Consider the following 18,491-nt stretch of genomic DNA (forward strand, 5'->3'; position numbering starts at 1 on the left):
TGGTAAGGAGTCTAAAATTGAAATTCCATAGGTCGGTCCATCCCATATCTGCGTAATGATGCGAGGGACCGTTGGCATGTAGGCGCCTCCAACACCGGACCGGTGTTGGCTAAATGGATTTAAAATTGGAGGGAGCCATGAGCAATCTCATCGCCACCGGCGAGCCACCTGAAGCCGTTCGCCTCATAGTCAAGATTTACGCCTACTTGGTGCTCGCGGGATTTGCGTTGGTTCCGGCCTATCTGATTGGCTACTTATACTTCTTTCAAGACCCCAGCCTTACATTCGAGAATCACCTGTTCCATATCGTTGCGATCACGACAGCCACCTTGGCAGGCTTGTTTGTTACTTACGTAACGTGGCGCTGCTATCAGTCATCGGGAGATCCGCTGCTGCGATGGATGACGCTTGGTTTTCTCGGTTTTGTACTGATCTACGCGTTGCATGGTGCGTTCACTGGGCAAGCGCACCACAATATCTGGCTCTTCCTGCTCTATGGACCGGCCTCTCGACTGGTCATGTCGATTCTGCTGTTAGTTGGAATGCTGTCGTACCACCGCCCACCAGATGTCGCGGACCAACGAATGAAGGCCCGCCCGTGGTTGACCTGGATAGGACTGTTCCTGCTGGTTGACGTGGCAGTGGCGTACGTTGCGTACTCGTCGATCGCCGGCAATCTCGCGGTGCGCCTCTCGATGGAAGGGGGTGCCCTCGTTCTTTCCACATTGACCGTAATAATGCTCCTGCTGCGCCGTATCCGTTCGCCGCTGATGATGATTTTTGTCATCTCGGTTACCGCGTTCGCGCTGTCATCTTTCGCCTTCATCCTTGCACGTCCGTGGAACCATATGTGGTGGCTCGCTCATGCGATCTTCGCCGGTGGATTCTTCATGTTGAGCTATGGGGTAGTGCAAGCGTTCCTCACCACGCGGTCGTTCTCGAAGATTTACAGCCAAGAGGAGTTAATGGTGCGTCTTGCCGAAGCGATGGCGTACACCGAGAGCGCCCTGCAGGAACTCCAGCGCACCAATCAAGAACTCGGGCACCTTGCGGCGACCGACCCACTGACAGGTGCTGATAATCGGCGTCGGTTCATGGAGCGAGTCGAAGCCGAAATTGGCCGGACCGCGCGCGGCGGTGCGCCGTTCTCCGTGTTGGCACTCGATCTGGATAATTTCAAGTCCATCAACGATCGCTTCGGGCATCAGGTTGGCGATGACATCCTGAAGAGTTTCGTGGAGATATGCCTCGATTCGATCCGGCCATATGACGGCGTAGCCCGAGTGGGCGGGGAAGAATTCATGATACTGCTACCTCAGACTTCACTTGAGGGCGCGCACGTAATCGCTGAGCGTCTGCGAAGCACCGTTGCAAATAGTTCTTCTCATGGCCTGCCGCGGTCAACCGTGGTCACAGTTAGCATCGGCGTATCGCAATCTGGCCGCGACGGCGACAGTATCGAGGTAATTCTGCGTACAGCCGATCAACGCCTGTATCACGCTAAACACGAAGGCCGTAACCGTGTGGTCACTACCGTCAAAACCAGCCTCCAACCTCTTCCCTGACCATTATCTCGACGTCGCTGAAAGCGTCGGCACCGATACCCAGCTTTGCGTCACAGCATCGGGCGTTGTTCGATCTCCACATTCTGAGCGCACCATTCACAACATACGACCGCTTTTGGCCGAGAGCGTGTAAAAACACAACTACGCTCAAAAGCCCTGTATCGAATGATTATTTCGTTGTACGTTGAGTCCGCGGGAGGCCTTGATCTGAAAGACCGTCCCTAGCCACAACACTCGCAAGGAATGCAGATGATCGATGGTCCCGCCGTTTTGACAGTCTTTTTGGTTTACCTGGCCGGTGTCGTTATTCCAGGGCCAAATTTCGTTGCAGTAGTCCACAAAGCGGTAGCTGCTACGCGGTCAGAAGCTTTGGCTTTGGTAGCAGGCATCGTATTGGTCAATTTATTCTGGGCCACCTGTGCAATCGCTGGTATCGGCGTTGTATTTGCTGCGTTCCCTTGGGCGGCGCTGATCGTAAAAGTTCTGGGGGCAGCCTATCTGATGTGGTTTGGATTCCGACTGCTGCTCAAGGCCGGGAAGAGCGCGCTTGCCCCCTGTAATAATGCTGTCGTCGGAAACTTTCGGCAGTCATTCATTCAGGGGGTCGTTACGAACATTGGCAACCCTAAATCCATGGCCTTCTATGCCGCTATTTTCTCAGCGGCAGCCCCCACCCACGTTTCACCAAGCACGTTTTTGTCGATGCTGGCAGTCGTAGTGGTGGTTTCGATGACTTGGTATGGAGTGGTCGCAATTGCTCTTTCGCAACCTGAGATCGCTTCAGCGTATCGAAGGAGGAAAAAAGCTATTGATCGATTATGCGGTGGATTGATTTTGTCTCTAGGGATCCGGCAGCTGGTTCAATAAGTCCACGATTGAGTATCCATCCAGCCCGAATACCCTTGCTATGATTTCTGAGGATTTCATCGCAAGGATCGCCCATGAAGCGCTTTATTCAAGGTGAACATCGGGGTCAAGGCACCTTGCTTCCCGAGAGCCTCGACGATTACGTCAGCGACACCAATCCGGTGCGTGTAGTCGACGTTTTCGTCGACGAACTCAACATTTGATCGTTGCGCATGAGGTCACCAACGTCGGCTCCGACTGCGCCATGAAACCGCAGCGCACACCGAGCACGGAGCGGCGAGTCCGGCGCTGGGAGCATGGAGCCAGCCCGGATGAAGTGAAGGTAAAGCTGGGGAAAATCCTCCAAGGCGCTGACCCTCCACATTCTGAGGCGGCGGTTCAAACACTGTTACACGACGCCGGATTCGGGGACGCGACCCGTTTCTTCAGCAGCCTGTTCTGGAGTGCTTGGTTGACGTGCAAAATGGTTTGAACCTGGACGCGACAGACAGTTTCTGGCCAGTTTCTGCCTACCGTGACGGGCAGAAATCGACCCAGGCTGCCGGTCATTTGTGTCTACAGCAGCAAGGACGATTCAGGTTGAAAAGATGAGTAACGAAAGTCCACACACCAACGCCGAGCGTCTTCGTATTCCTCGCATTGTCTGGACGTTGGGTTTTGTCAGCCTTTTCATGGACCTGTCTTCTGAGTTGGTACACAGCTTGCTGCCGGTGTTTCTGGTTACGACATTGGGTGCGAGTGCATTGACCGTCGGGGTGATCGAGGGGATTGCCGAGTCGACCGCCATGCTCGTCAAGATTTTCTCCGGTGCTTTCAGCGATTTTATCGGGCGGCGCAAAGGATTGCTTTTGCTTGGATATGGTTTAGCCGCGTTGTCCAAACCCCTTTTTCCTCTGGCTCACTCGGTTGAAGTTTTCTTTACAGCGCGTTTTCTGGATCGAATTGGCAAAGGCATTCGAGGGGCACCACGAGATGCTCTGATCGCAGATGTGGCGCCACCAGAAATCCGTGGCGCCTGTTTTGGGCTGCGGCAGTCGATGGATACCGTCGGGGCTGTACTTGGCCCTGCTCTGGCCATCGTGCTCATGTTATGGCTCGCAGATATACAGCTAGTCCTGTGGTTTGCAGTTATTCCGGCAGCAGTGGCGGTGGTTCTCATTGTCACAGGAGTAAAAGAACCCACACACCTCCCGACCGAACACACATTTCGATCTCCAATTCACTGGAGAGTCCTTGACGACTTCTCTTCCGGGTATTGGTGGATCGTCATCATTGGAGGGGTGTTTACGCTGGCTCGTTTCAGCGAGGCATTTCTGGTACTACGAGCGCAACAGACAGGCCTGCTGGTCGCCTGGATTCCGCTGGTGATGGTGGTCATGGCGCTTTTCTATACGTTGTCCGCTTACCCGGCCGGCTGGCTATCCGATCGGATCAGTCGAGCGAAGTTGCTCTATGTGGGGATGGTCTTGCTCGTCTTGGCGGATCTGCTACTGGCTCAATCCAGTTCTGTCATCATGATGATGCTGGGCGTTGCCTTGTGGGGGCTTCATATGGGGTTCAGTCAAGGCATTCTTGCGTCGTTGGTGGCCGACAATGCCCCCCATGCGCTCAAGGGCACCGCGTTCGGTATTTTCAATTTGGTCAGTGGTGTATGCATGCTGATCGCCAGTGTTCTTGCGGGCTGGCTATGGCAGCACTTTGGGGCAGGCAGCACGTTCCTCATGGGGGCGTTGCTTGCCGCAACGGCTCTGCTCATATTGTTGTTCAAGCAGCAGTAAGGTGTCCCGTGGTGTATTCACATCGGTCTGTGTCGACGTCAGCGTGACAAGGGATAGGGGATGCCAGGCACGCACTTCCAAAACGGAGCCTATCCAAAGCGGTGAAGTACGCCCGTTCGTGAGCTCGAAATCGACGACCCACACTCGAAGCGGTTAAGAAGGGAGAGGAGTGTTTTTGGGTTGAAAGCATTAATAATCGACCGATTAATAATAGTCTGCGCTCAACACGAACGGCTTGTCGATGGGCGTTGAAAAGGGGGGGTAGGTCAATCACATGAAGGACAGGTGCCGTATGGGCATCGACCTGGAAAGGTGAGTGCGGGCAATGAAGTATCCCGCTTATTTACGCCAATGATGCACACGGGAGGCGTTGATTGCGCCCAGGCAGCTTTTGCGCACGACGCAACATGACGTTGCGCCATGTCCATATTCTCTCGGTGGGGCGTGCCGCCTATTTTGTGACCTGACAAACATCAGGCGGGTGACCTTCATTGGAAAGTCACCGCTGTCGAACCTCAGGAGTTCATGGCATGAGCGTTTCAACAAGCGGCACAGCAGCGGCGATAACAAAAGCTTCAATGACGAGGGGAATGGTGCTTCTCTTTGCGTTTTGTTGTGGTGCGATCGTGGCCAACATCTATTACGCGCAACCCATTATCAGCTTGATCGCCCCGGATATCGGCATGTCGAATGGCAGCGCTAGCTTTATCGTATCGCTGACTCAAATTGGTTACGCACTCGGATTGTTTTTCCTGGTTCCCTTGGCGGACCTCATGGAAAACCGCCGACTGATGATCGCGACGATCGTGGTTACAATCTTCAGCCTGATCGCCGCTGGTTTGGCCAGGCAGCCGAGTGTGTTTCTTGTCGTCTCGGCACTCATCGGTTTCAGCTCGGTCTCCGTGCAAATGCTGATTCCATTGGCCGCGCATCTGGCGCCGGAAGAGTCTCGCGGCCGAGTGGTGGGCGGGATCATGGGGGGCTTGCTGTTGGGGATCCTGCTTGCGCGGCCGCTGTCGAGCCTGGTTGCTGACCATTTTGGTTGGCGGGCAGTATTTATCGGCGCGGCTGCGTTGATGCTCGTCATCTCCATGGTGATCGGCATGACCATGCCCAAATGGCAACCGACCCATCGCGCGTCGTATGGTCAGTTGCTGAAGTCCCTTGGACAACTGTTTTGCCGCGAGCCGGTATTGCGTCAACGAGCGCTCTATCAAGGGTTGATGTTTGCCGCGTTCAGTTTGTTCTGGACTGCTGTCCCCCTGGTGTTGAGCCGGGAGTTCGGCCTCACGCAAAGTCAGATTGCGATTTTCTCTCTGGTCGGCGCCATCGGCGCAATCGCCGCACCTATCAGTGGTCGACTTGCTGATGCAGGGCACACTCGACGAGCCTCACAGTTGGCCATGATATTGGGCGCAGTGAGTTTCCTGCCGGCCTTCATCAATCCTTTTTACGGTGTGATCGGGTTAGCGGTTACGGGTATCGCGCTGGATTTTGCCGTGCAGATGAACATGGTGCTTGGGCAACGAGCCGTCTACGCCTTGGGCACTGCCAACCGAGGCCGTCTGAATGCGTTGTACATGATCAGCATCTTCATTGGCGGGGCGATCGGCTCCTCGGTGGCCAGCTCGCTTTATGAACACTTCAGCTGGTTGGCGATTGCCGCCGGCGGAAGTGCATTGTCACTGGCCACTCTGACCGCGTTCTTGATGGTGTCCCGTAGAAGCGGGCAGACCCACTGAGTAAATCCGTCGCCAGGACAAGTGATTGGGGAGGGTGCCCCAAGTTAGTGATCAAATCCAATCAGTGAAATAGGCGCACCGTTCCCAGTCAGCGCCCGGTAACTCAAGGAGTGCCATGGACAAGCTGCTCGCATTGAAAATGTTCGTCCAGGCGGTGGATTCGAAGGGTTTTTCTTCTGCCGCACGACAATTAGGCATGGCTACGTCATCTGTAACTCGGATGATCGATGGGCTTGAGGCTGAACTGGGCGCTGTCCTGCTTAACCGCTCCACCCGTCAAATCTCATTGTCAGATGCCGGTGCCGCCTACTATTTGAAAGCGCGGGAGGTGCTCAATGCTGTGGCCGAAGCGGATGCCTCAGTCACTGACCGTGGGGAAGTCCCTGCAGGGCATCTGCGTATTTCTGTGCCGGTGGCGCTTGGACGTCGTCTCATTGCTCCGCATATCGCCTCGCTGTTGAAGCGTTACCCGCACTTGGTGTTGGACATGACACTTTCTGACGACATCGTCGAATTGCTCGGCGAGCGCGTTGACCTATCGATACGGTTGGGATCGGCAGCAGCGATGGATGGTGTGGTCAGTCGTACCATCGGTCATTTTCGGCGTCGGGCGGTTGCCAGCGCCGCGTACTTGAATACGCATGGCTTTCCCGAACAGCCTCTGGACTTGCTGCAGCACGAGTGCATGCGCTTCAGTTACGGGTCAAAGCAGCAGGTTTGGACGTTCCAAAAGGACGGTGAGGAGACGCGAGTACCCATTGAAGGCCGCTTCAAAAGCAACAATGCGGAGGTTTTGCGCGAAGTTGTACTGTCCGGCGGTGGGGTGGCGCTGTTACCTGATTGGCTTGTCGACGATGATATCGACAGCGGCAACTTGACGTCGTTGTTCGAGTCTTTTGTGATCAATCCCAACGATGCAAGTTCGGCCATTTCCGCGCTGTATCTTCCCAATCATCGCGGCTCCAAACGCGTCAATGCTTTTATCGATTTCATCTGTGAATTACTGGGGCCTGAACACCTCCCCAGGAATTGATCTGCTGGCGTCCTCAGAAGCCGGGGCGGGTTCATAGCCAGCGCATTCTTTTGTTTTGTATGATGCCTCGATGAAGCTCTAGTGAGGCGTTATGCAAGACTCAAAAAACGTAGACGAGAAAGCGCCGGAAAAATCAGCGGACTCACAGGGCACCGTCAAAGCGGCGACTCGGCGTCTTTCGCCAGAGGTCCGGGAAAAGCAGATCGTGCAGAAAGCCATCGAGCACTTTGCGACGTGCGGATTCTCGGGAAGCACTCGTGAGCTGGCGCGGCAACTGGACGTTACCCAGCCGTTGCTCTATCGCTATTTCCCCAGCAAAGAAGCATTGATTGACCGTGTTTACGACGAGGTATATCAGTGGGATGCCTCTTGGGAGACGATGATCAAGGATCGTTCGCAGCCCCTTCAGGCTCGCCTGGTTCGTTTCTATACTTCATACGCAAACGTGATTTTGCGGCGAGAATGGATTCGCATCTTCGTTTTCGCCGGGTTGACCCGTGAAGGCATCAACGATCGGTATCTGGCCAAATTGCGTGAGCGAGTCTTCATTCCTGTTATCGCGGAAATTCGCCATGCCCATGGTCTGGCGCCTTCCTCCGGTGAAACGATCAATGAAAAAGAGCTCGAACTGATCTGGAGTTTGCATGCCAGCATTTTCTATATTGGCGTGCGTAAATGGATCTACGATCTTCCAGTGACCGAGGACATTGACGCGCTGATAGAGCAGATGGTCGATGCGTTCCTCAATGGCGGTCCCCATGTATTGGCTCAAGTCGACAACGACCTCGGCGAAATGCCTCGTTTGAATTGATTTTTCCGCTTGCCCACCTAATGACATCCTGCTGCCACCCTTCTTTTTTGTCGACCACTCATCACCTGTTTCAGCCTTTAGCTGGATAGGTGGTGGGAGGGCGCGCACCCCGCTATTTCGCTCTGAAAAGCCCTTTCCAAACACCTGGAACTCGCCCTGCCGAGACGACACCACGACGTGGTTCAGGGGCAGTCCTCAAAAAATTTGGTCCTGCGGCTATTTACTTCAATTTCGTCAGGCCTTACTGTTTATCAACCGATAAATAACTACAAAAACAGTTGGAGGCACCATGCAAGTCCGAAAACTCGCTCATTACTCGATCCGGTCGTTCGACCTGGAAAAGTCCAGCCAATTTTATGAAAGGGTGCTCGGTTTCACCCCCGGTTACCGGCCGCCGTTCGACTTTCCTGGCGTGTGGTTGTACATGGGAGGGGATGAGCAAGACTTTGGTACGGTCCACATTATCGGGATCGATCCCTCCAACCCCGAGGGTTTGAAGAAGTATCTCGGCGACAAAGAAATCCCGTTGAAGGGCACTGGAACCGTTGATCACATTGCTTTTCTGGTAACAGGCCTGGTTGAGTTCTGGAGCGTCTTCAAAGCGCAAGGCATTGCCTGGCGTGATCGCACCGTTCCGAGCCTGGGCCTGCATCAGGTCTTCATCGAAGATCCTTGCGGTGTCACCATCGAACTCAACTTCCCGGCCTCCGAGATTGAAGCCGTCGGTTCCTACACCGCCTATGCCGCTGCGACTGTGGAGGTGCAGCCATGATTAATATGTCGAACAAGCGCCGCGCTATTGTCGTAGGTGGTTCGCTGGGTGGTCTGTTTGCGGCGAACATGTTGCTACGCAAAGGCTGGGATGTAGAAGTCTTCGAACGGGTACCGGATGAACTCGCTGGACGTGGCGCGGGGATCGTTACACACCCTGAATTGTTCGAGGCGATGGCTGCAGCGGGCATCCCGCTCGATGCGTCGGTTGGTATCGATGTGCTCTCGCGCGTCACTTTGGACCAGGACGGCGATGTCGTGCTCGAGAACGCGCTCCCGCAAACGCTGACTGCGTGGGGGAAGATGTACCAGGTTCTTCGCGCCGCTTTTCCAGACTCGCTCTATCGTTGCGGTGGCAGCGTCGTCTCGGTCGAAAGCACGGAGTCCCATGCCAGTGTCACATTGGCTGATGGCACAACTCATCAAGCGGACATCATTATTGCTGCCGATGGATTCCGGTCGACGATTCGCCAGCAGCTTTTACCTGACTTACACCTGCAATACGCCGGCTATATCGCATGGCGCGGGTTGGTCGATGAAGGTGTTCTTTCCGACTCCGCCCACGCATCGCTCTTCGATAAATTTGCGTTCTGTTTACCCCCGCGCGAGCAAATTTTGGGGTATCCAGTTGCTGGCCAGTCGAACAGCACCCTTGCAGGAGAGCGTCGTTACAACTTTGTCTGGTACCGCACCAGCGGCGACGATGAGTTGAAGAATCTGCTCCGGGATGAGAGCGGTAAACAGTTTGAAGGTGGAATTCCTCCGGCACTGATACGTCGTGATGTGCTCGCCAATATGTATAAGTCCGCCGATACGCTACTTGCCCCGCAGTTTGCCGAAGTCGTGAAGAAAGCAACGCAACCGCTGTTCCAGCCGATTTACGACCTGGAAGTACCGAAGATGAATTTCGGACGAGTCGCTCTGCTCGGCGACGCTGCATTTGTGGTCCGTCCTCATTGCGGGATGGGTGTCACCAAGGCGGCCGGTGATGCCTTGGCAATCGTCGAAGCACTTGAGCGACATGCATCCGTTGAAGATGCCTTGGCGGACTACAGCGAACAACGCTGCCGTTTCGGCGCCTCGATAGTTCAGCACGCCAGGCATCTTGGCGCGTATATGCAGGCGCAATTGAAAAGCGAGGAAGAGCGCGAAATGGCTGAGTTGTACCGGACTCCAGAAGCCGTGATGCGTGAAACCGCAGTGCCCGTGAAGTTTTAATTCAGTTACACGCCCTTCGCAGGAGAGAACCATGGAACATGCATATCCGCAAGACGGTGGCCCGGCCGTGTCCGCTGAACAGCTTGAAGACACTATTCAAAATCCGATTCTCGAAAACCCGCAGTTTCGTGCATTGGTAAAACAGCGACGATTATTTTCGTGGAGCATGACTGCTCTCATGCTGGCGGTATATTTCGGCTTTATTCTTTCGCTGGCCTTTATTCCTGCCCGCTTGGGTACACCTATCACCGAAGGTCAACCCATGACGTGGGGCGTGCCGATTGGCTTCGCAATGCTCGCCTTTACGGTTCTTCTCGTTGCTGTCTACGTATGGCGCACTAACACCTGCTACGACCCAAAAATAAAAACAATTATCAGGAGCTTCAAAAAATGAAGCGTCTTCTTATTACCTTCTCGGCCATCCTTACTTCGGCAACTGTATACGCGAGCGATGTCCCTGCCGCGGTGCCCAAACATAACCCCATTGCCATAGGCATGTTCCTGGCGTTCGTCGTATTCACTCTATTCGTCACACGATGGGCCGCGCGTAAAAACAATTGTGTTGCCGATCACTATGCGGCAGGCGGCAAAATTACCGGTTTCCAGAATGGTTGGGCCATCGCCGGAGACTACATGTCCGCAGCGTCGTTACTGGGCATCTCCGCCCTGGTTTTTACCAGTGGCTTCGACGGGCTGATCTACTCAATCGGCTTTCTTGCAAGCTGGCCGATCATTCTGTTCCTGATCGCGGAGCCATTGCGCAACCTTGGGCGCTACACCCTGGCGGACGTTCTGTCCTACAGGCTGAAGCAAAGACCCATACGAGCTTTTGCGGCGTCCAGCTCTATCGTGATCGTGCTGCTTTACCTGGTCTCTCAACTGGTAGGCGCTGGAAAACTGGTGGAACTGCTGTTCGGCTTTGATTACACCGCGGCTGTACTGCTCGTCGGTACGCTGATGGTCATCTATGTGTTCTTTGGCGGAATGCTGGCAACTACCTGGATTCAGATCATCAAGGCAGTGTTACTGCTGACCGGCTGTGTTTTCATGGCTCTCATGGTGTTATCCGAGTTCGGATTCAGCCTGAACCAATTGTTCACTCAAGCCACTCAGGTTCATCCATCCCATGGGGCAATCATGAGCCCCGGAGGTTTGATTACCGACCCAGTATCCGCCATCTCCCTGGGGTTGGCACTGGTCTTCGGTACGGCGGGTCTTCCACATATTCTCATGCGTTTTTTCACCGTCGGTGACGTTAAAGCCGCGCGCCAAAGCATTCTTTATGCCTCCGGTCTTGTCGGCATAGGGTATGCGCTGATTGTCATCATTGGCTTTGGCACCATCGCCCTGGTTGCGAGCAATCCTGCCTATCACGATGCATCAGGTGGAATATTGGGTGGCGTTAACATGGTTGCCATTCACCTCGCCCATAACGTCGGCGGTAATGTCTTCCTGGGATTCATGTGTGCGGTATCGTTCTCGACGATATTGGCGGTAGTGGCAGGGTTGACCCTGGCTGGCTCGTCAGCTGTTTCTCATGATCTCTATGCACATGCTTTGCGCCGCGGCACCGCCAGCGACCGTGACGAAATGCGCGTCTCTCGTGTTACGACCATCGTACTGGGTGTGTTGTCGATCATCCTGGCGATTGCATTTGAAAAGCAAAATATCGCCTTTATTGTGAGCTTAACGTTCTCCATCGCCGCAAGTTCCAACTTTCCGGTACTGTTGTTATCGATCTACTGGAAAGGCTTGACGACCCGTGGCGCCGTAATTGGCGGATCGTTGGGGCTGGTATCGGCAATCACCCTGTGCATTCTCAGTCCAACCGTTTGGGTCAAGATCCTTCATCATCAGCAAGCCTGGTTCCCTTATGAATATCCGGCCCTGTTTTCAATGGCCGTAGCATTCATCGGTATTTTCTGGTTTTCCATTACCGATCGCTCCGCCAGTGCCATCAGTGAGCGCAATCGATTCGAAAATCAGTTGGTCGACTCTGAACTGGGTACGCCGGCAACATGGAAGGCTCAACTCAAAGCTGATTGATCCATGTAGTGGCTGCCTGCAATAAATAATTTATGAATAACAGCGCTCATGCTCCGTGCGCTGTTTGGAAATTTGTGCCTGAAAAATCGCTGAATAGTTAATACAAAAATAATAACCTCAACTTGGGTGCGCATAAATGAAATGTTCTTTTACCGTTGCGGCTGCCATGTGTGTATTGGCGCAGCAAGCCCATTCGGCTGGTTTCATTGATGATAGTAAGGCTGCGCTTAAACTGCGCAATTACTATATCAACAGCGATTATCGTGACTCTGCAACACCCGCGCAGAAAGCCGCCAATCAAAGTTATCAAGCGGAATGGGGACAGGCTTTCCAGCTGGAATTCATCTCCGGATACACCCAAGGCCCTGTAGGGTTCGGTGTCGATGCTTTAGGCATGTTGGGCGTAAAGCTCGATTCAAGCGCCGGCAAACATGGCAATCCAACGGGTACCAACTTCGGTGGTGTGGTGTTTCCAAGCGACGGCAACCATGCGGTTGACGATTTTTCCAGCCTGGGATTGACCGGGAAAGTGAAGATATCCAAGACCGAGTTGAAGCTTGGTACTCTGGTCCCGAAACTGCCGGTTATCTTCAGTAATGACGGGCGTTTGCTGCCGCAAACCTGGCAGGGAACCCAGGTTACCTCCGCAGACATCAAGGATCTGACCCTGGTAGGAGGGCAAATTGACGGGGTCAAGGGCCGGAACTCCAGCAATAACGAAAACATGTCAATTGCGGGTGCCAACAATCCTGTCACCGGTCGCTTCAGCAATAAATTCATTTATGTGGGTGGCGATTACAAACTGACCAAAGATCTGACCTTGCAATATTATTACGGCAACCTTGAAGATTTCTATAAGCAACACTTTCTAGGGCTGATTCATAACTGGGCAATAGGTTCGGGCGTTCTGACCAGTGATATTCGATATTTCAATAGCCAGGATGATGGTGCAAACGGCCATGACCCTGCTTATTTTACGACAGGCTACTACGGCGGTAATACGATAAAAGGCAAAGTCGACAATAACCTGTTCAGTGGATTATTTACCTATGCCGTTGCCGGTCACACCTTCGGAGCCGGCTATGAGGTCAGCAACGGAAAAAGCGATTTCCCTTATTTAAACCAGGGTGACGGTCCGACCACTTACACCATCACGGAAATGCAGGTTCAGAAATTCGTGCACGCTGGCGAGCAGTCCTGGCAAGCACGCTACGCTTTCGACTTCGCGAAACTGGGCTTGCCCGGTGCGACGGCGGGGGTTGTATACGTTAAAGGTGATGACATCAATACCATCGCTTCCAGCAATTCCAGTGAGTGGGAACGCGATATAACGCTGGCCTATGTCGTGCAATCGGGACCGTTAAAAGGCGTTAGCGTCATGTGGAAAAACGCAATGGTACGAAACAACATCCCAAACACCCGCCAACAAGACGAAAATCGGATAATCATTAATTACCAATTGGCATTGTTTTAGACGTTATCCGATAGAACGCAAGTGAAAGTATATTCAGCGGGTTAGCGGCCCGCTTAACTGACAGGCAGCACTTTCAGGAGTGTTGCGTGTACATGCCGTTCTCTTCCAACGGCATGTTTTATAGAAGAGAAACATTTCCCTTGATTGGGGTAGGGCGGTGCAAGTGATCCTTCACCGCCTTTTTTATTCCGAGTGTGCGATAGGCGACCGATTCAGCACGTCAGGATCGCTCATGATCCCAACGCTGCCTGCCAGCCACGTCGAGCCAGTGGAAGATCGAGCAAACGCTTGCCGGTGGCATCGCTGATGGCGTTGCCCAGCGCTGCGGCCATGGGGCCCTGGACGATTTCCGCGGCACCGAGAAATGGCTGATCCGGCTGATCGATCATGTGGATCTCGACCTGTTTCGGCACCTCGGGAAAACGCATGATCGGATAGCCACTCCAATCGAAGCTATGCAGGCCACCGGCGTCATAGAGGATTCGTTCATAGAGTGTCCAGCTGGCGGACTGCACGATGCCGCCCTGAATCTGATTGAGCAGCCCATCGGGGCTGACAATTTGCCCCACATCGACGGCGGCAACCACCCGATCAATCGTCACTTGCCCGGTCTGGCGCTGTACATGCAACTGCACGGCGATGGCGCAGTAACCCATGATGTTTTTATAGCGTGCGAAGGCGAAGCCGATTCCACTGCCGGGGCCTGTTGCTTTTTGCGGCCAGCGGAACGCACTGGCCACGCGATCCACCACCGCCCGTGCTCGCGGATCGCTCAAGTGATTCAGGCGAAACTGCACCGGATCCACAGCGGCCCGAGCCGCCAGTTCATCCACCGTACTTTCGATGGCGAACACGTTGATATGGGCACCGAGCGAACGCATGGCCGAAGTCCTGAATGGCATGGTCAGCACAAAATTCAGGTCAACCTGCAGGTTGGGTATCTCATACAACGGAACCGCGTTACGGTCGCCGTCACCCTCGGGTTGGGCGATCGGGACTGAAGGAGCAGGGGTGAAGGGTTTGGCCAATAGCCACGCCGGTAACAGGCGCCCGGCATTGACGATGCGCTCGTTGTGCGGAGTACTCCAGAGCTCGTATTTCCAGTCACGAAGACGCCCACTGTCGTCCAGTCCCGCTTCCACTTCGGCCAGCATTGCCGAGCTGTAGGGTTCCCAGAGATTTTCCTGTTCGCGCATCCATTGCACCCGTATTGGTTTGCCAGGCAGGGCCATGGCGATCAACGCGGCATCGGCGGCGGCGTCATCGGCGCCGTTGTGACCATAGCAGCCGGAGCCTTCAGCATGGATGCAGCGTACCTGCTGCACAGGCAGACCCAGCATCTGGGCGATGCCCATGCGCAGAGGATAAACACCCTGGGTGTGGGTCCAGACGGTCAGCGTCCCATCCTTGAACCACGCCACAGCGCAAGACGGCCCGATGGAACCGTGCATCAGGTATTGCTTGGTCACCCGTGCCTTGTACGCACGCGACTCAGGTTGCGTGAGGTTACCCTTGGCGCTCACCGGGTAGCGCCGCGTTGGCAGCTCGGTGAGGAGTTGATGGATATGTGTCGAGTCAGGTAGCGGATTACCTTCTGTCCAGCGGGCAGTGCCGTAGCCCTCGCGCATCGCTTTGACCGCCAGCCATTCATCGGAGGCGACCACGGCGAGGTAACTGCCGTTACGGACCAGCTTCACCACACCGGGGAGTTTGTTGAGGGCGGCCTCGTCAATGTCCAGTAGCTGACTGCCGCGCCGGGGGGGACGTATCACGCGAGCATGCAGCATATCGGGCAGGCGCATGTCCTGCACATAGGCCGCACCGCCGCTGACCTTGGCCGGGATGTCCAGCCGAGGCAATGATTTGCCGATCAGGGTGAAACTGCTGGCTGGCTTGAAGGGGGAACTCGCCGATGCGAAGCGATGCAATTGAACCCCGACCACCGCTTGTATGTAGGTCATGCTGCGGACTTGCCCATCGTAGATCACAGCGTCCCGCGTGCTCAGGCTGTCGATGTTGCATCGCCATTGGCGTGCCGCTGATTCGAGTAACAACTGACGCACCTGGGCCGCGGCATTGAACAATGCAGTGCCGCTGTCGACGATCGTATGGCTGCCGGCGGTATAACCCTCATTGGGTGTCAGCGCAGTGTCGGCAGTGAGAAAGCGGATGAGACCAGGTGATACTTCCAGGCGTTCAGCGGCGATCTGCAGGAGCGCGGTCTTGACGCCAGTGCCCAGCTCCACTTTGCCGGTGTAGACGGTGATGCCGTCTTTCGCGTCTATGCGGATCCAGGCGTCCAGATTGGGCGTGGCCCGCAGGCTGCCTGGCAGATCCGGCGCCAGGATCGCCGTCCCCAAGGTGTCCACTTCGGTGTCAGCGAAGGCACGCGGGATACCCGGGAGCATTGCGAATCCCATCACCAACGTGCCGTTTATCACGAAGGCGCGGCGGCTCAGATCGACGTTTTGCGCAGAGGATTTCATACCTTGTCTCCCTGCGCGATGACCGACTTGATAGCGGCAAGGATCCGCACATGAGTGCCACAGCGGCACAGGTTGGGAGCCATGTGGCGACGGATCGTTTCATCGTCTGGATGAGGGTTGGCCTCCAATAGAGCCTGCGCTCGTATGATCATCCCCGCGATGCAATAACCACACTGGGCCGCCTGTTCGTCGATAAAGGCTTTCTGCAACGGCCCCGGTTTGTCGGCGCTGCCCAGGCTCTCCACTGTACGCACTGATTTGCCCGCCAGCGCGCCGCAGGGTGTCAGGCATGAAAACACCGGTTTATCGTTCACTAAAACGGTGCAAGCGCCGCACTGACCCAAACCGCAGCCGTATTTCGCGCCATTGAGCCCTACCTGGTTGCGCAGGGCATACAGCAGCGGCATGTCTTGCGGGATGTCCAGTTCATGCGTCTTGCCGTTGATGTCGAGTGTGATCACGGTTGTTACTCCTGAGCCCGAATGCTGTTGATTGTCTTGTCGAGGTTTGTCCAGGGTCTGGTCGGGCAGCTCTCGTTGCGCAAGTACTCGGCAATTGCGGCGAGGTGGGAGTCATCCAGACTGTCTGCGAAGGCAGGCATGTAGTGGCTGGAAGCGGCGGTGGACATCGGGATGCCCTGCAGGATGGTTTGGATCAGGTTACGTGGCGAGTCCGCCGTCACTGCGCTGGTGTTTGCCAGAGCGGGCCTCGATTCAATGGCGCGCATGGGGGCGGCGGAGCCGTGGCAACTTGCGCAGGCACCGTCGAACAGCGACGCACCCGGCAACGCCTTGGCACTGGGCTTGGCCTCAGGGGAGCAGGGCGGTAACGTCACGTGCGAAGAGGTTTTTTTGAGGTCAAGAATATAGCGGGCGATGGCATGGGCATCTTCTACCGGCAATTGCGCAATGCTCAGGCTGACCGGCAACATCGGGCCCGCCGCCGCACTGTGATCTTCGGCGACCTTGCCCGTCAGATAGGCGACCAATTGGGCTTCATTCCAGGGGTGTTGCGCTTCGGCCATCCCGCGCAGGGAGGGGGCCGTCCAGCCGTCGACGATACTGCCGTTGAACAGTTCGCTGCTCTTCTCGCCGCCTATCAGATTCAGGGGCGAATGGCAGGATGAACAGTGTCCCGCGCCTTCGACCAGATAGCGTCCGCGGTTCCATTGCGCTGACCGGTCGGGAAGTGGTTCCAACGGATCCCCATGCAGGAACAGCAAGTTCCAGAAAGACACCAGCGCACGGAAGTTCATGGGGAAAACCATATGGTTTTCAGGTGCGGTGTATTTGACCGGGTCCACGCTCATCAGGAAGGCGTAGGCATCCGCGATATCGGCATCACTCAACTTTCGATAGTGCACGTACGGGAAAGCCGGATAGAGAAAGTGACCGTCGCGGGCGATGCCTTCACGCATGGCTCGTTCAAAGGCCTCCAGCGACCACTTGCCGATACCGGTTTCCCGGTCCGGGGTGATGTTGGTGGTGAAGAGTGTTCCGAAGGGCGTTTTCAATGGCAATCCGCCCGCCATGTAATCGCCTCCTGGCCGCGTGTGGCAGACCGCGCAGTCTCCCGCTTCGACGATGCGCCGGCCTCTGTCCAGGGTTTCGCGTCCGGCACTCTGAGGCTGGCTGGCAGTAGCTATTTCCGGCCTCCACATCATCCAGAACGCGAACCCTATCCCCACCACGCCAAGCGCCAGAACGGCACCGATGATCGTCTTGCGCTTCATCGCCTAACCTCTCGAACTGAGTAAACGACAGATTTTTCAATCCGCCGCGTGCGATTGGCGTACGGCGACTTTCTGCTCGGAGAGCTTAAACAGGGCGCTTGTGATGGAGTACCCCATCAAGGCGCAACGCTACATTGCGCCGGGCGCAACGACGGCAGTGCGCCGGCGCGCAGATCACCTCATCGTTGCGTTTTGCGAAAAGCAACGTTGCGTGGCAGGCGGATTCTCCGGGGGGCGCCGGACGCTTACCTTGGGGATGTGAAAACATTCAACCAAGGAGACCGTCATGAGTTTGCACTCATCCACTATTCAGGTGACTTACGACTTCATCTGCCCATGGTGCTGGATCGGTGAGGTGAATCTCGAACGCGCGCTTGCCGCTTCGGTTTTTTCAACTGACCGCCAAATCAGTTTCCTGCCTTACCAATTGAACCCGGACATGCCTGTTCGAGGCATGGATCGTAAAGCCTATCGCTCTGGCAAATTCGGCAGTTGGGCGCGCAGCCAGGCCATGGACGCGCAGGTCACCCACGCCGGTAAGGCCGTCGGCCTTGGCTTCCATTATGAGCGTGTCGAAACAACCCCCAACACCATGGCAGCGCATCGGTTGGTATGGCGGGAGCAACAGGCGGGTAAAGACGCTTCATTCCTGGTCAAGGCCATTTTCAAGGCGTACTTCGGCGAGGGGCGGGATATCGGCGACCTTAATGTGTTGGCCGATATCGGTGGCGAAACAGGGCTGGACCGAGGGGCCATTGTCGACTTTCTCAACACCGATGAAGGCACTGCTGAAGTCTTGAAACTCGAAGAGCAAATCAAGGCGTCCGGGGTGCGCTCGGTGCCGAGTATTCAGATCGCGGATGACGTGATCAGTGGCGCGCAACCCACCGAAATAATGATCCAGATACTGAAACGAAACCAGGCAGCTTGAGCCGCTTGTTCAATCCCGATCCATTCAGGAAATCATC

The 18,491-nt window shown here is 55.3% G+C and carries 15 protein-coding genes and 2 pseudogenes; 14 read left to right on the forward strand and 3 right to left on the reverse strand.

What is annotated here, in order from left to right; all coding sequences use genetic code 11:
- The first annotated feature begins 137 nt into the window (after nucleotides 1–137).
- The 13 genes and pseudogenes from AC1DKH_RS00095 to AC1DKH_RS00155 all read left to right on the forward strand — a co-directional run bounded on the left by AC1DKH_RS00095 (nucleotide 138) and on the right by AC1DKH_RS00155 (nucleotide 13,305).
- A complete protein-coding gene (locus AC1DKH_RS00095; RefSeq protein ID WP_477797081.1) occupies nucleotides 138–1,565 on the forward strand; it encodes a sensor domain-containing diguanylate cyclase in 1,428 nt (475 codons plus the stop codon).
- A 249-nt stretch (nucleotides 1,566–1,814) separates the two neighbouring features.
- Nucleotides 1,815–2,432: a LysE family translocator gene (locus AC1DKH_RS00100; protein WP_223542649.1), complete on the forward strand. Its 618-nt coding sequence runs from the start codon at nucleotides 1,815–1,817 to the stop codon at nucleotides 2,430–2,432.
- Between the two features lie 74 nt (nucleotides 2,433–2,506).
- Nucleotides 2,507–2,632, forward strand: a pseudogene (locus AC1DKH_RS00105) (hypothetical protein); the annotation flags it as partial.
- An 83-nt stretch (nucleotides 2,633–2,715) separates the two neighbouring features.
- Nucleotides 2,716–2,904, forward strand: a pseudogene (locus AC1DKH_RS00110) (SAM-dependent methyltransferase); the annotation flags it as partial.
- A 115-nt stretch (nucleotides 2,905–3,019) separates the two neighbouring features.
- Nucleotides 3,020–4,210, forward strand: a complete 1,191-nt coding sequence (locus tag AC1DKH_RS00115) for an MFS transporter (protein ID WP_477797082.1) — start codon at nucleotides 3,020–3,022, stop codon at nucleotides 4,208–4,210.
- Nucleotides 4,211–4,740: 530 nt separating this feature from the next.
- Complete coding sequence (locus AC1DKH_RS00120; RefSeq protein WP_477797083.1) at nucleotides 4,741–5,952, forward strand: MFS transporter; 1,212 nt, start codon at nucleotides 4,741–4,743, stop codon at nucleotides 5,950–5,952.
- Nucleotides 5,953–6,067: 115 nt separating this feature from the next.
- Nucleotides 6,068–6,985, forward strand: a complete 918-nt coding sequence (locus tag AC1DKH_RS00125) for a LysR family transcriptional regulator (RefSeq protein ID WP_477797084.1) — start codon at nucleotides 6,068–6,070, stop codon at nucleotides 6,983–6,985.
- Nucleotides 6,986–7,076: 91 nt separating this feature from the next.
- Nucleotides 7,077–7,796, forward strand: a complete 720-nt coding sequence (locus AC1DKH_RS00130; RefSeq protein ID WP_477797085.1) for a TetR/AcrR family transcriptional regulator — start codon at nucleotides 7,077–7,079, stop codon at nucleotides 7,794–7,796.
- 289 nt (nucleotides 7,797–8,085) lie between these two features.
- Nucleotides 8,086–8,568 carry a VOC family protein gene (locus AC1DKH_RS00135; protein ID WP_477797086.1) on the forward strand — a complete coding sequence of 161 codons (483 nt, stop codon included), beginning with the start codon at nucleotides 8,086–8,088 and terminating at the stop codon, nucleotides 8,566–8,568.
- The gene (locus tag AC1DKH_RS00140) at nucleotides 8,565–9,785 is read left to right on the forward strand and encodes an FAD binding domain-containing protein (RefSeq protein ID WP_477797087.1); all 1,221 of its coding nucleotides are present in this window, start codon (nucleotides 8,565–8,567) and stop codon (nucleotides 9,783–9,785) included. The genes AC1DKH_RS00135 and AC1DKH_RS00140 overlap by 4 nt, the downstream gene beginning before the upstream one ends.
- 31 nt (nucleotides 9,786–9,816) lie before the next feature.
- Nucleotides 9,817–10,179, forward strand: coding sequence for a DUF485 domain-containing protein (locus AC1DKH_RS00145; RefSeq protein ID WP_477797088.1), 363 nt, complete (start codon nucleotides 9,817–9,819; stop codon nucleotides 10,177–10,179).
- A complete protein-coding gene (locus AC1DKH_RS00150) occupies nucleotides 10,176–11,831 on the forward strand; it encodes a cation acetate symporter (protein WP_477797089.1) in 1,656 nt (551 codons plus the stop codon). Before AC1DKH_RS00145 ends, AC1DKH_RS00150 begins: the two co-directional genes overlap by 4 nt.
- Nucleotides 11,832–11,967: 136 nt before the next feature.
- Nucleotides 11,968–13,305 carry an OprD family porin gene (locus AC1DKH_RS00155; protein WP_477797090.1) on the forward strand — a complete coding sequence of 446 codons (1,338 nt, stop codon included), beginning with the start codon at nucleotides 11,968–11,970 and terminating at the stop codon, nucleotides 13,303–13,305.
- Between the two features lie 230 nt (nucleotides 13,306–13,535).
- Here AC1DKH_RS00155 and AC1DKH_RS00160 read toward each other — a convergent pair whose 3' ends face one another.
- From AC1DKH_RS00160 to AC1DKH_RS00170, 3 genes are read right to left on the reverse strand one after another with little or no spacing between them, the layout of a single operon-like run.
- Nucleotides 13,536–15,791, reverse strand: a complete 2,256-nt coding sequence (locus AC1DKH_RS00160) for a xanthine dehydrogenase family protein molybdopterin-binding subunit (protein ID WP_477797091.1) — start codon at nucleotides 15,789–15,791, stop codon at nucleotides 13,536–13,538.
- Nucleotides 15,788–16,252, reverse strand: a complete 465-nt coding sequence (locus tag AC1DKH_RS00165) for a (2Fe-2S)-binding protein (protein WP_477797092.1) — start codon at nucleotides 16,250–16,252, stop codon at nucleotides 15,788–15,790. Before AC1DKH_RS00165 ends, AC1DKH_RS00160 begins: the two co-directional genes overlap by 4 nt.
- Before the next feature lie 5 nt (nucleotides 16,253–16,257).
- A complete protein-coding gene (locus AC1DKH_RS00170) occupies nucleotides 16,258–17,523 on the reverse strand; it encodes a cytochrome c (RefSeq protein ID WP_477797093.1) in 1,266 nt (421 codons plus the stop codon).
- A 286-nt stretch (nucleotides 17,524–17,809) separates the two neighbouring features.
- Here AC1DKH_RS00170 and AC1DKH_RS00175 point away from each other — a divergent pair, with 286 nt between their 5' ends.
- Complete coding sequence (locus AC1DKH_RS00175; protein WP_477765036.1) at nucleotides 17,810–18,454, forward strand: DsbA family oxidoreductase; 645 nt, start codon at nucleotides 17,810–17,812, stop codon at nucleotides 18,452–18,454.
- Nucleotides 18,455–18,491 lie beyond the last annotated feature (37 nt).

The sequence above is a fragment of the Pseudomonas sp. 05L36 genome (assembly GCF_056398125.1).